This window comes from Candidatus Binataceae bacterium, assembly GCA_035508495.1.
Lineage (GTDB): Bacteria > Desulfobacterota > Binatia > Binatales > Binataceae > JASHPB01.
Genome location: DATJMX010000070.1, coordinates 1 through 12,602 on the forward strand (window position 1 = coordinate 1; position 12,602 = coordinate 12,602).

At 60.0% G+C, this 12,602-nt stretch carries 11 protein-coding genes and 1 tRNA gene; 7 read left to right on the top strand and 5 right to left on the bottom strand.

Going from position 1 to position 12,602, the window contains the following annotated elements; genetic code table 11:
* From VMA09_20640 to VMA09_20660, 5 genes are all read right to left on the bottom strand, one after another.
* A partial coding sequence (locus VMA09_20640; GenBank protein HUA36031.1) for a hypothetical protein occupies positions 1 to 536 on the bottom strand: 536 nt, incomplete at its 3' end.
* A gap of 95 nt (positions 537 to 631) precedes the next feature.
* Positions 632 to 1,189: a hypothetical protein gene (locus tag VMA09_20645; protein HUA36032.1), complete on the bottom strand. Its 558-nt coding sequence runs from the start codon at positions 1,187 to 1,189 to the stop codon at positions 632 to 634.
* 617 nt (positions 1,190 to 1,806) lie between these two features.
* The gene (locus VMA09_20650; GenBank protein ID HUA36033.1) at positions 1,807 to 2,175 is read right to left on the bottom strand and encodes a hypothetical protein; all 369 of its coding nucleotides are present in this window, start codon (positions 2,173 to 2,175) and stop codon (positions 1,807 to 1,809) included.
* A 115-nt stretch (positions 2,176 to 2,290) separates the two neighbouring features.
* Entirely contained in the window at positions 2,291 to 3,472 is a 1,182-nt protein-coding gene (locus tag VMA09_20655; GenBank protein HUA36034.1) for a beta-propeller fold lactonase family protein, read from the bottom strand.
* A gap of 190 nt (positions 3,473 to 3,662) precedes the next feature.
* Positions 3,663 to 4,679 (bottom strand): hypothetical protein, encoded by a 1,017-nt coding sequence (locus VMA09_20660; protein ID HUA36035.1) that lies wholly within the window; start codon positions 4,677 to 4,679, stop codon positions 3,663 to 3,665.
* Positions 4,680 to 4,838: 159 nt separating this feature from the next.
* On the opposite strand from VMA09_20660, the gene VMA09_20665 reads away from it, so the two are divergent.
* From VMA09_20665 to VMA09_20695, 7 genes are all read left to right on the top strand, one after another.
* On the top strand, positions 4,839 to 6,515 hold the full coding sequence (locus VMA09_20665; protein HUA36036.1) for a glycosyltransferase family 39 protein: 1,677 nt from the start codon (positions 4,839 to 4,841) through the stop codon (positions 6,513 to 6,515).
* 96 nt (positions 6,516 to 6,611) lie between these two features.
* Positions 6,612 to 6,944 carry a hypothetical protein gene (locus VMA09_20670; protein HUA36037.1) on the top strand — a complete coding sequence of 111 codons (333 nt, stop codon included), beginning with the start codon at positions 6,612 to 6,614 and terminating at the stop codon, positions 6,942 to 6,944.
* Positions 6,945 to 7,086: 142 nt separating this feature from the next.
* Entirely contained in the window at positions 7,087 to 8,049 is a 963-nt protein-coding gene (locus VMA09_20675) for a DUF29 family protein (protein ID HUA36038.1), read from the top strand.
* Positions 8,050 to 8,052: 3 nt separating this feature from the next.
* On the top strand, positions 8,053 to 10,659 hold the full coding sequence (mprF, locus tag VMA09_20680) for a bifunctional lysylphosphatidylglycerol flippase/synthetase MprF (GenBank protein HUA36039.1): 2,607 nt from the start codon (positions 8,053 to 8,055) through the stop codon (positions 10,657 to 10,659).
* Positions 10,656 to 12,086: an AcvB/VirJ family lysyl-phosphatidylglycerol hydrolase gene (locus tag VMA09_20685; protein ID HUA36040.1), complete on the top strand. Its 1,431-nt coding sequence runs from the start codon at positions 10,656 to 10,658 to the stop codon at positions 12,084 to 12,086. Before mprF ends, VMA09_20685 begins: the two co-directional genes overlap by 4 nt.
* A 37-nt stretch (positions 12,087 to 12,123) precedes the next feature.
* Positions 12,124 to 12,270: a hypothetical protein gene (locus tag VMA09_20690; GenBank protein ID HUA36041.1), complete on the top strand. Its 147-nt coding sequence runs from the start codon at positions 12,124 to 12,126 to the stop codon at positions 12,268 to 12,270.
* A 155-nt stretch (positions 12,271 to 12,425) separates the two neighbouring features.
* Positions 12,426 to 12,513, top strand: a tRNA-Tyr gene (locus VMA09_20695).
* Positions 12,514 to 12,602 lie beyond the last annotated feature (89 nt).

The window sequence follows — 12,602 nt, forward strand, 5'->3', positions numbered from 1 at the left end:
TCGGCCGGGCCACTGACGGTCGTGGTCTGCTCAAACGTGAACAGCGACGACACGGAAGTGCCGGTACCATGCGTGCCAGTGAGAGCGGTCGAGCCGGCATCCTGACTCGCGTCGATGTGCACAAACACCACCTGGGCGTTGAACGCATCGGTCGCACTCTTACCGTTAGAGCTCGAGCTCAGCGACGTGCCCGTCGAGCTGCTGGTGCTCGTCAGAGTGAACGGATTCGCGCCAGTCGAAGCAGTCTGCGACGACGAGCTTGACGAGCCACCAACGTAGCTGAATTCCGGCAGGCTGAGTCCGCCACTCGCTGCGCCAAAAAGCGGAGTCGAAACCGCCGCTGCAACAGCCCCACCCGAAGTGTACGTGTGGGTGAAGTTGATGTTCGCGAGGATCGCCGTCGCTTCGACGCTCTCGGCAATGCCGTCAGTACCAGAGGTCAGCGTGCCCGCCGAGTTCTGAGCGAAAGCCGACGCCGAAAGCGCCAAGCTCGCGCCGGCCACAAGGGCCGTGGTTATGTACTTACCAAACCTCATATCCTTTCCTCCTTAGACCTTTCCGTACGTTGTTCTCAGTTTTCGGGCTCTCGCCCATTTGCCTAAAATTGAACCCTGGCCCTATTCGACGCCGCTTACGGCGCCACGTGAATCGTCACTGCGTTGGAAGCAAGATTGTTGTTGCCCGCGACCTGGTCGACCTGGACGACGCCGCTCGCGTGCAAGAAAGCCGTCGGCGCCATCGTCGCCTGTCCTTCGAAAGCCGGCTCGCCCGAACCTGAACCGCCCGTAATGCGGGTCTGCGATAGCGCTATGCCATTGAGCGGCGTCAACGCTTGCGGGCTCACGCCTATGAAGGCGGCGTTGGCGAGCAGATTGCCGTCGCCGGCGGCCTGGCTGATTTGGATCAGTCCGCTCGAGTTGGCGCCGACCGAATTACCAATCGTCGCGCTGGCGGCACTGGTCACCGGAGTGAATCCTTTGGAAGTGTCCGAGACCTGATCGATGGTTATCTGGCCCGCGTTGGTCGCGATGAGTTGCTGATTGTCCTCCTGATTGACGACACCCGCGGCCTGGTTGAACTGGATCACGCCCTTCGAGCCGACAAACTGGCCGTCAGTGATCGTTGTGGTTTGCGCCCAGCAGGTTGAAGCAACCGAAGAAAAAGAGACAGCGAAAACAGAGGCAAACACCAACGCGGAAAAGACTCGCGCAGAGCGAGAATTGAGTTTCTGGTTTAGTACGCTTCCGATCACTTCATACACCGGCAAGTACCTTACGCCCAGACTGCTTTAGGTTCGCCTTGGTTTGCTCGCGGGGGTGAACGATACAGCACAAGGGCGCTGAAAAGCAAGCACCTCTCGCGAAAAGCTAACCGGGCAAACTGAACCCAGATAAACGCGAAGACTGTAACGGTCGCCGCTAACAAAGGCAATCATGAGACGATTACAAATAAATTAAGAGAGTTTCGACCTTGATGCCGATTCGAGCAATGCGAAAGCCTGGAACAATGCAATCTCGAGCGAACCCATAGACAAACACATCGCCAGTTACCTAAATCATCGCCTATCGATGCTTAACCGAACTAAGATTCTTCAAGCTCGACGTACTTTCGCATAATGAACGCGTCGATGATGAATGTCAAGGCTATATTATGCGTAGCTAGGGAACTTAAACGCGAGCTTGCGAGCGCATCTCACCATTGGGGCGGAGATTACGCTCTTGACGACGAAATCGGTCGATAGCGCGACGCATCGAGAGCTCACCCGGATTGCGAGCCGACGGCGTCGAGCGTGGCGATCTATTTCGTCTACTTGGCGGGCGGCTGCTCGTTCTCAGGCAGGGGCAATCGGTAGTCGACCTTCGAATCGCCAACCAGGTACTCGCCACGATAATACGTCCGGCCTTTGAATTCGGTGGGCAGACTGAAGCTATCGCGGTAGCCGGAATTGTCGGGCCGGATGATCTCCACAATGTGCTTACCCGGCGTGACTTTGAAGTTACATTCAAATTTTGCCGGCAGCCGGCATTCGAGCGTGTCGTCGACCCAGCATTCAACCTCGCGCGAGCCGAAGTTCGCGATCCGCATCGTCGTATCGTCGGCGCAGGCCACCTGCGTCCCCAGCAGCACCATCGCGATCGCTGCGCTTGCCCCCCAGATTGACCGTCTCGAAACCATCCTCAAAGCCTCGACGAATTTATTCTTGACGCTATCGCGTCCGCGCCCGCAAGTCCGCTCGCAATCTCGCGTGCAAAGTAAACCAGCACCAGCCGTCGCGCGGAAGCGCTCGAAATCACGGACTCGTAGCAGGCGTCTGAACGACTATCACCTGGAAAGGTTTGCTCCCCGGATTGGCCGGACTCTCGGTAGGGATCGAACCGCCACCGATCGGAGAAATCGCGCCGGTCGAGGTGGCGATCGACCCCTGGAAGATCAGACCTTCGGAAGTATCGGTGCCGTAGAAGAATATCCCCGTTGGATCGGTCGTCACGTTGCCAAGGCTCGTGAAGTTGTCCTGGATCGAAGGCGTGCCTAAGCCAGTCGCCACGATTGGATACGCTGAAGCGTTATCCGCGCCGTCATTGGCGGTAAAAAGCAGCGGGAAAAACGGATCGACCCACAACCCGACGGGCTGACCAGCGCTGTTACCGGTACCAACGGCACCGAGGAAGCTCATGCCGGGGGGAAATATCGAGCCGAGAACCCCGAAGATCGAGACCTGCCCACCAGGGCCGCCTGGAGAATTCAGTCCGCCGTCAGCAACGTAGAGCGTCGCGCCGCTGATTTGAAGCCAATTCGGTATTCCGGCGACGGTGCCCAGGCTCGGTATGTCCTCCGATATGGAGAGCTGCCCCCCGTTCTTCGCCACGTCGAAGGAGACGATCAGTCCGGAGTTCTGGTTCGCAACGAACACTGCTGCAGTCGCGAACGCCGAGTAAGTAATCGAGACCGGGGCTTGATGAAGGGTGCTGTCGCTGGGCACGACTGACACCGTCGGCGGAACAAGTGGCTTCAGAATCCCCTGCGCGTTCACTGAATACTGGAAAATCTGGTCGTTCTGTTTATCGACGACGTAGAGGAAGTTCCCACCCTCGCTGAGCGTCAAGGCCACTGGCTGAGTTCCGGCTCCGGTGCTTATGCTGCCCTGTGAAGTCGGCGTCAGTAAGCCGGTCGTCTCATTGATACTGAAACAGAAAATCTCGCTCGTCTGCGAATTGAGCGCGTAAAGGAATTTGCCGTTGGGCGTCGCGGTCAAACCTGCCGCCCCTGCCCCGCTGCCCGCAGTCGTACTGCTGCTGACCAGGGACAGGATGCCGGTCTTTGCATCAGCGCTGTAGATGCTGATCGCCGAGTCGGCGTTGTTCGTCGCGTAGACGAACTCCGGACCCGGTATCGGCGTCGGCCCCGGTCCGCCGGAGGTTTGAATGCTATGGCCGCATCCCGCGACCAACCACGCCAGTGATGCCCCGATCACCACTAAACAAACCGCCTTTACCGCTCTGGTCCCCATAGCCGTCCTTCTTGTTGCACTCGGGATACAGCCGAAACTAAACGCCGAAATTGCTATCAAATCGAGGCCGGCAATGCGAGCACCCTTATCTGTTCGAGCCCGGTCGAGGTGCTCCGCAGCTTCAAATTTCACATTTTGGAAGTCTGCGCAGGGCTCAGGATGGAATCTCGCCGCGCCGGTAACTCCACCACGCTACGATCCACACTGCCACCAGCAAGGCGACTATCGATACGCCAAGGCGCGTGAAGTCGATCGCGCCGAGCCGGCTTGCAATCGCAATATCGCCGCCAAAGCCCCGGCTTGCAAGCTCGACCCACTCGATCCCGCCGATCAGCATCGCGGTCGCTACCGTCACGCCCGTCACCACGATGTTGAAAACGAGCTTCAGGTCGTCGTCATCAGCGGCCCAGTCGTACATCCGCGTCATCACGACGCCGTCGAGCGTATCGACCAGCGTCATCCCGGCCGTGAACAGGATCGGCAGGATCATCACGCAGAAGAACGGAAACGCGTGGCGCGCCGCCACGCCGGCTGAGATTCCAAGCAGTGCGATCTCAGTCGCCGTATCGAAGCCGAGGCCGAACAGCAGGCCAACGAAATACATGTTCCAGCCCGCGGTGATTCGCGTGTAGATGAAGCGGAACAGGCGCGCGGCGATGCCGCGCCGCTCGAGCAGCGCGGCGATCTGACGATCGATAGCGGCGCGCTCGTCGCCCGCGCGCGATCGCCTTTTGAATGCGCCCCAGAGCTGGATCAGCGCCACCAGATTGAGGACCGCGATCACGGTCAGGAACGTAGCCGATACGGCGATCCCGACGATTGCGCCCCATGAGGGAAAGCCACCTCCCGCGCCGCCGCGTATCGCAACTCCCGTCACCAGCGCGAGCGTCATCAGGATAACGATCGTCGAATGACCCAGCGCGAAGAAGAATCCGACCGCCGCCGAAGGACGCCGATCGCTGCGCAGCTTGCGCGTGACGTTGTCGATCGCAGCAATATGATCGGCATCGAAGCCATGCCTGAGGCCCAGCAAATAGGCGAGCGCGCCAATATCAAGCAGCGCCTTGCTGACGCCCCATGAAAGCGCAAACAGCCCGATCCAGGCCGCAATGTTGAGCGCCGCCGCGGCCGCGAACAGCAAAAGCGTGGACGATTTGAACCGGCGCTCCATGGATGCGAAATCGCAAACGCAGTCTGAGCGATCCGCCCTCCGGAGGCAAAGTACCTGAAGCGCGGCGCGAGATGCGTCGAGCTGTCAGGCGGTTGCGATCGCGCACCACCACTTATTATAGATTCGTTCGACGTTGCCGATCGCGGCACGATTGATTTAGTGCCTCCGACCCGGCCTACAAAAATCCCCGATTCGATTTGGGCGCTAGCCCTTCTGCTTTTCTGCATCCTCGTCTATGCCCCCGGGATCGCGGCGTTGCCGGTGACGGATCGCGATGAAGGCCTCTTCGCTGAGACCACCAAGCAGATGATCGACAGCGGCGATTACCTTCACCCGCGCTTCGAGGCCCACGACGCATTCACGAAACCGATCGGAGTCTATTGGGCGCAGGCCGTCTCGGTGCTGAGTGTCGGCCGCGACAAGCAATACGCGATTTGGCCTTACCGGCTGCCGTCGCTGCTGGCGATGCTGTTGGCGGTCGCCATGACCTGGCGGCTGGGAGGCCTGCTGTTCGACAACTCGGTCGCGATCCTCGGCGCCGCTATCCTGGGCACCTGCCCTCTCGCCGTGATAGAGGCGCAGATCGCAACGACGGATGCGATGCTGCTGGCGTCAACGACGCTTGCGATGTTCTGCCTGGCCCGCGTCGATTTGAAAGTGAGCGCGGGCGAACCGGTGTCGCGCGTTCATCCGATCGGCTTCTGGCTCGCGCTCGGACTCGGGATCCTGTTTAAAGGCCCCGTCGTTCCAGCGGTTGCCGCGATGACAATTCTCACTCTCGTCATCTGGAATCGCGGCGTATCGAGTCCGAGCAGGCTGATTCGGGAACTGCGCCCGGGTCTCGGGATCTTGCTTGCCGCGGCGATCTGCCTGCCCTGGATAGTCGCCATCACTATGGCCTCGGACGGCCTGTTCCTCAAAACTTTTTGGCACGAAATCGCAACCAAGTTCGTTCATGCCAGCCAGAGACACGCCGGTCCGCCGGGATACTATTTTCTCGCCAGCCTTATCACCTTCTGGCCGGCCTCGATCGTCGCGCCGCTCGCGGTCTGGAGCGCGATTCGATGGCGCGATCGGATCGACAAGAGCACGCAGTTTTGTATCTGCTGGCTGGTCCCCGCCTGGATCGTCCTCGAAGTTATCCCGACGAAGCTGCCGCATTACGTATTGCCGATGTATCCCGCGCTGGCGCTGCTCACAGCCCGGGCTGCGCTGGCGCCGCTGCAAGAGTGGAGGGAGTTGATTTCCTCTACCCTCGGCACGACTTGGCTAGGGTTGTGGCTGATTGCCTCGACCCTGATTGCCGGCGCCGCATTCGCACTGCTGTTCATGGCAAGCGGTCGATCACTTCCCATCCTGATACCGGCCATTGCGATCCCACTTGTGACGGTGGCGATGCTCGCGCAGGCCCGCGCCGGTCGGGTCGCAAAAGCACTCTGGATCGGAGTCGTTGCGGCGATTGCTATGTATCCGATCCTGCTCAGCATCGCGCTTCCCGCAATCGACAAGTTGTGGCTAACCGACAAAGTCGTGAGCGCGGTTGCGCGAAATTGCTCAAATCCAAATTGGCCAATGATCACGATCGGATATGACGAACCCAGCCTTCAGTTCGCAAGCACGCGCCCGGTTACAGCGATGGGAATTCGCTCGGCGACCGCGTATCTCAAGACGCATCGAGACGTGATCGTGCTGGTTGACCAAGAACAGGAGCCCTGGCTGAAGGCGTCCGCCGCAGCCCAGGGCATCCAGATCCGCGAGGTATGGTCGGCCGAGGGATTTAACTACACGATTGCAAAGTCAACTCGCCTCGCCCTGCTCGTCTGCGATAATCGCTAAGCGGGTGCGGCTCGGGTGACGCACTCGCTAAATCGTCATCGCAACGGCGGCTCGACGCGATTAACACGAGACCAATTCGGAGTTAAACTAAACAGCGTGAAGATACTGACGGCATGGCTGCTCGCCCTGGCGCTCGGAGCCGCTTCAGTAATGCCTTCTGCTCTCGCACCTGGCTGGAATTCCAAAGCTGCCAAGACCGATACCGCATTCAATCTGCTGCTGCATGGCGGCCGCCGTCCGGTCAGGGCTTTGCCGCATCAGGATGATTCCTCTGGTCTTTCGCTGCAAAGCGAATCCGGGCCCGAGAGGTCGATCGCGAGGAGCACCTGGCTGGGTTCGCGTCTGGTATCGCGTCTGCGCACCGAGGCTGTTCACGTCATCGCCGCATCTCCCCAGTCTTTAGCCTTTCTTTGCTGTCTTAGAATCTAGAGCTCGCACTCCATAACCTTCACCGGCATCGGGGAAAATCAGGGCAGCGACTTGCTGTCCGCGATCATAATTCCGCAGAGCCCGCGCGCGCTCGGATCCGACCGCGCGCCGGACCTTGGAGCTGGATTCTGGGAGTGGGCAAATGCCAGACAGGGATGAGGAAAACCGAGCGCTTCATCAGCGCGATCGCTACGCTTGGAGTAAGGCGACCGAGTTACTTCTGTTCTACCGCAGGCTTGACGAGATCGATTGGCGGGCCGTGGCGGTCGAGCTTGATCGGAGCGCTGAGAGCAACAATGTCAAACCGCTGCGAGACTCGATCGAAAGGCTGCTGACGCATCTGTTGGTCTGGAACAGCAGCCCCGAATTCCACAGCGCCGATCGTCAGTATCAAATCGAGTCTGCAAGGTTCAGGATCGATGACATCCTCTCCCGTTCGGCTTCGCTCGGCGCACTCCTGGAGGCCGAATGGGACGAGCTGTATTCGCGCGCCCGCTTTTCGGCGCAACTCATTCTTGGCGAGGGGCTAAAGCGGAGCGACGCAACGCTTGAGGAATTTCAGAGCCGCCAGCAGATCGATCTGACTGGAACGGCCAGCGATATCACTCAGCGAAGACTCGGCGCCGCCACAGCCAGAGTGGGCGGAGAATCCGAACCCCACGAAGATCACTACGCATGGTGCCGGGCTCAGGCCGCGGCCGCTCGTGAGCGCCACTTTGCCGAGATCGACGCCCTGGGAATAGCCGAAGAACTGTCCGAGATCGCTGCTTCCATTCGGCGCCTTGCTATCGAATCACTCGGCACGCTGGTGCGTCGGCTGATGGACTGGCGGTCAGGTTACCGCAGTCGAGGCCTCGAACGCGTAATCGCCAGCCATCGCGATAACTTGCGCGCGTGGCTGCGCAAACACCCGAGTCTCTGCCAGGCAACGGGCTTGATGGTCGACGCGCACAATCTGGTGATCCGCGAGGGAGTGCTTCCCACCTACGCGCTCGCGGCGCCGGAGTGGCCAAGTTGGACCTTGGAGCAGGTCATGGACGACGCATTCGAGGGCGCGTTGGAAGTCCGCACCGCCCGCGTAAAGCAGTCCTCCGGCCTGAGGTAGTCGATGTTCCCTAATTCAAGCGATCCAACCTCCCTCGACTCAAGCCCCGCCATCCGTGAGCTGAGGTTCCTGCGCCGATTGGTTCGGCCCATCATCTCGATAAGCGCTTTCGGCGTGCTCCTGATCGCAATCCCCGGCTTGTCGCGCGACCTCGCTTATCACGCCATCGTTCGTGCATTACGGGAAATGCCGCCAGGTTTGATCTGGATTTCGGTTTTGTTGACCTGCGTCAGCTATCTCGCCCTGGCCGCACGCGAGCAATGCGCCTTGAACATCGTCGGGATAAAGATCTCCACGCCGGCCGTGATGCTGGCTTCGCTCTGCGGCTCGGCACTGGGCAATGCCGTCGGATTCGGTTCATTGACGGCGAATACGGTTCGCGATCGGGTCTACGGCACGGTTGGCGTGCGTCCAGAAGCGACCGCTCAGGTCGCGCTATTCAGTGACATCGCCTTTGGAATTGCGCTGGGCGTTTTTTGGCTGACGAGTCTGGTCCTGGCGCGCAAGGCGATGCCGCTGCGGCCGATTACGCTGACCGGGATTTGCCTGATCACTGTCGCAATTATCCTCGCGGCTCTTTACGTCGCGAGATCCTGGATTTGGAAATCCGATCGAATTGGCGCCGGGGCTGGTTCGAATCAAACGCGGAAGATCGAACGCGCGATGCTTCAGCTAGGCGTGAGTGTTATCGATTTGGCGGCGGCGGCCGGCGCTTTTTGGTGCCTGTTGCCCGGCAAAGCGATCGACTTGCCGGCCTTCGCCGCGATTTATTCGACCGCGACCGCGCTCGGAGTAGTCAGCGGCATCCCCGGCGGCCTGGGAATTTTCGACGTTGTGCTCTTCGTCCTGCTGCGAGACGTCGTTCCGTCCAACCAGCTCGCCGCGGCGCTGCTGATCTATCGCGGCGTCTATTTCGTGATGCCGTTGTTGGCGGCCTCGGCTGGACTGGCGGGATTCGAACTCCGAAGCGTCGGCGGAAGCTTCGATTCGCGAGCGCATCAGCGCCTGTCCACGGCAGCCGGCCTTTTGGCGCCGATTTTTCTCAGCGTAACCACGTTCGCCGTGGGCGCGATGCTTATCGTCTCGGGCGCAACTCCGGCCGTGGATTGGCGACTGGCGGCGCTGCAGAGAGTCTTGCCGCTGTGGGCGGTCGAAACCTCGCATCTGCTCGCGACCCTTGCCGGAGTCTTCCTGCTTTTTGTCGCTCGCGGTCTTTATCATCGGCTTGATGGGGCGTGGTGGCTGGCGCTGCTGCTGGCTCTCGTCAACGTCGCGTTTTCGCTGACCAAGGGACTCGCTTTTGGCGAGACCGCAGCGATGCTCCTGCTGGTCTGCCTGCTGCTCGCGACCCGCCGAGAATTCACGCGTCCCGCCGCGCTCATTCATCAGCCGTTCCGGTTGGGATGGTTCGTCGCGATCGCCGTCGTGCTCGTCGGCGCTGCCGGTATCCTGTTGTTTGCGTTTCGCGACGTTCCTTATCAGCGGGAGATCTGGTGGCAGTTCGAGTTCGACGCCCAGGCCTCGCGATCGCTGCGCGCGATTCTAGGCAGCTCGATCCTTGTTCTCGGAATTTCGCTATGGCAACTGCTGCGCGCCGCGCCGGGCCGGATCGCTCCGCCTTCGCGATCCGACCTCTCGCGAGCCGAGGAAATCATTCGGCGCCAGGAGCGTAGCGCGCCGATGCTCGCGCTGATGGGCGACAAGAGCTTCCTGTTCTCGAGTTCCGGGCGATCGCTCCTGATGTATGCGAAACGCGGGCGGAGCTGGGTAGCGCTGTTCGATCCCGTCGGTCCTCGCGAGGAGCGCCTCGAGCTGGTCTGGCGCTTCGTCGAACTTGCCGACGAACACGACGGACGGGCTGCGTTCTACCAGGTCAGGCCCGATAACCTGCCGATCTACCTCGACGCCGCCTTGCGCGTCGTGAAGATCGGCGAAGAAGCCTGCCTCGATCTCGAGAGCTTCAGCCTCGAGGGCTCGGTACGCTACGGACTGCGGCAGGCGGTTAAACGCGCCGAGCGTGAAGGACTCACGTTACAGATTCACTCTCGCCACGACGCCGCCGACCTCAAGGATGTGCTTGGAGAAATCTCCAGAAGCTGGCTGGCGGTGCATCGCGGCGTGGAACGGCGCTTCTCAGTGGCGGCTTTCGAGCCGCGATTCATGGCGGCGCAGCCGGTCGCGATCGCCTATCGCAATGGCGTCCCGCTTGCCTTTGTCACTTACATGACGACTGATTGTCGCGACGAGGCCACGATCGGATTGATGCGCCAGGTGCCGGACGCTCCATCCTATACAATGGAATTCATGTTCTCGCGGCTGGCGCTGGAACTCAAAGCTCAGCACTACAGAATACTCAGTCTTGGGATGGCGCCGCTGGCCGGCATCACACGGACTCCGGTTCCATCGGGATGGAATTGGGTGGCAGGCCAACTCTGGGAGCACGGCAGGCCAATATACAATTTCCGCGGTCTGCGCAGCTTCAAGAGTAAATTCAAACCCAACTGGGAACCGCGATACCTGGCGGCCTCGGGAGCGATCGGGCCGTTCCTCAGCCTCGCCGACGTGGCGGCACTGGCCAGCGGTTTCGGGCGAACCTCGTCGGCGGCATGACTCGGCTCGGCCCACTCAGCCTTATCTCGATTATCGTCGCAATGTGTTCGTTCGCCGCCCGACCGGCGAATGCCTACGTCGTCGGCCGCTACGAAAGCGTCACGCTCGCGGAACCGACCGGCAAGGCGCGCAGTATAGTGGTTTTCTTTTCTGGTCGAAGTGGATTATCGCCGGATGATCACGCCGCGGCACAGGTGCTCGCCAATGCTGGAATACTAGTTGTCGAAGTTGATAGCCGGCATTATTTGCATGCGCTTGATAAGATTAAGGAGAAATGTCATTCGCTCGCCTACGATGCCGAAATTCTAAGTCGGCAGCTCGAGCGGGAACATCACTTTCCGAATTACGTAACGCCGATAGTGGCCGGGATTGGCGAAGGCGGCACACTCGCCGAGTTGACCCTGGATGAAGCTGCTCCAGGCACACTGACTGGAGCAATCTCAGTTGACCCTGCGCAGTTCGTCGCGAGCCGGCGGCCAATCTGCTCGATCCTGCCCACGACCTCGCATCGAAGAGGCTTTGAATACGGCGCGCCGATTAAATTACCGGGTTTCTGGATCGTCGCGCTGAGGCATGGGGTCCACAAGTCCGATCGCGAATATATTATGGCCCTGCGCAAGAGAGGCGCGCCCATCGATGTGCGAGAAATCAACCCGAACGCGAACCTGGGCGATACTCTGTACTCCCTGATAGAGCCGCATCTTGCGCGGAGCCAGCCAGAAACGCCCACTCCCAAAATTCAGATTTCGCACGACCTCTCCAATCTGCCGATTGTAGAACTACCTACTCAGACGAAATCGAACGTGATGGCTATCGTACTGTCAGGCGACGGCGGCTGGCGCGATATCGACAAAACGATTGCGGAAGATCTCCAGCGGAAAGGCGTCCCGGTCGTGGGACTCGATACCTTGAGATACTTCTGGAGCAAGAAAACTCCCGACCAGATCACGAAGGTAGTCGAAACCCTGATCGCGACATTCACCGACAAATGGCACGCCAACAAGGTAGCCCTGATTGGCTATTCATTCGGCGCCGACGTGCTGCCTTTCGCTTACAACAGATTGCCCCAGAGTATGCGCGATCAAGTCGCGCTGGTCGTGCTCCTGGGGGTCTCCAAGTCCGCCGATTTCGAAATCTCAGTCGGCGATTGGCTGGGCGAGCCACCCGGCCCCGACGCCCTGCCCGTAATACCGGAAGCAACCAGGATTCCGCCGCAACTGGTGCAATGCTTTTACGGTGAGGAAGAAACAAACACCGCCTGCCCAACCCTCCAAACCCACGGCGCCGAAGTCTTCAAAAGAACCGGCGGCCATCACTTCAACGGCAACTACGGCGGCGTCGCCGACATAATAATGGCAGGCCTGAAGAAACGCACCGAGGCTTCCACCGCTGCGCTCCGAAATGCCGCCTCGTCATCCGCGAATTAATGCGCTGGCGCGAATAAGCTATTGAAGTTTGCAGGTTTTGAGGTCTGTGGCCGAGCATCACGCCGCAGGTGGCCGCGCCGATGACCTGCGGTGGGACATCGCGCACAAGTTCGTGGCGCTCGTTAACCCGCCGATCGCATCGCGGGTGGCGCTCCCCGTGGGCGTCGCCTGCGTCAAACCCTAGCTCACGTTCCCAACAATTGATTGCTCATCAGCGGTTCTGTTATTCTGACCGTGGGCAAATTCTATGGAAGATTACTATTACGACGATCCCGTAGAGCCCACAGCAGGCGCATAGTTTTTTGCCGATTCGCCCGCGTGTGAGGCTCTTTCACACTCGGGTGAGTATTCCCGTAGGGGGCGGGGGCAGACTGTAAATCTGCTGGTCTTACGACCTCCGTTAGTTCGACTCTATCCTCACCCACCATGTCGCAGCCATCCCTGCGCAGGGCGCATAGAACCGTCGCAAACGTCCAGCGTCGCAAGCGTCAGGCGTCGTATGGCTGGCGATTGCGG

Coding starts and splice junctions, on each gene's coding strand:
- mprF (HUA36039.1), top strand. CDS start 8,053: ATGTTCCCTAATTCAAGCGATCCAACCTCCCTCGACTCAAGCCCCGCC.
- VMA09_20650 (HUA36033.1), bottom strand. CDS start 2,175: ATGGTTTCGAGACGGTCAATCTGGGGGGCAAGCGCAGCGATCGCGATG.
- VMA09_20660 (HUA36035.1), bottom strand. CDS start 4,679: ATGGAGCGCCGGTTCAAATCGTCCACGCTTTTGCTGTTCGCGGCCGCG.
- VMA09_20685 (HUA36040.1), top strand. CDS start 10,656: ATGACTCGGCTCGGCCCACTCAGCCTTATCTCGATTATCGTCGCAATG.
- VMA09_20675 (HUA36038.1), top strand. CDS start 7,087: ATGCCAGACAGGGATGAGGAAAACCGAGCGCTTCATCAGCGCGATCGC.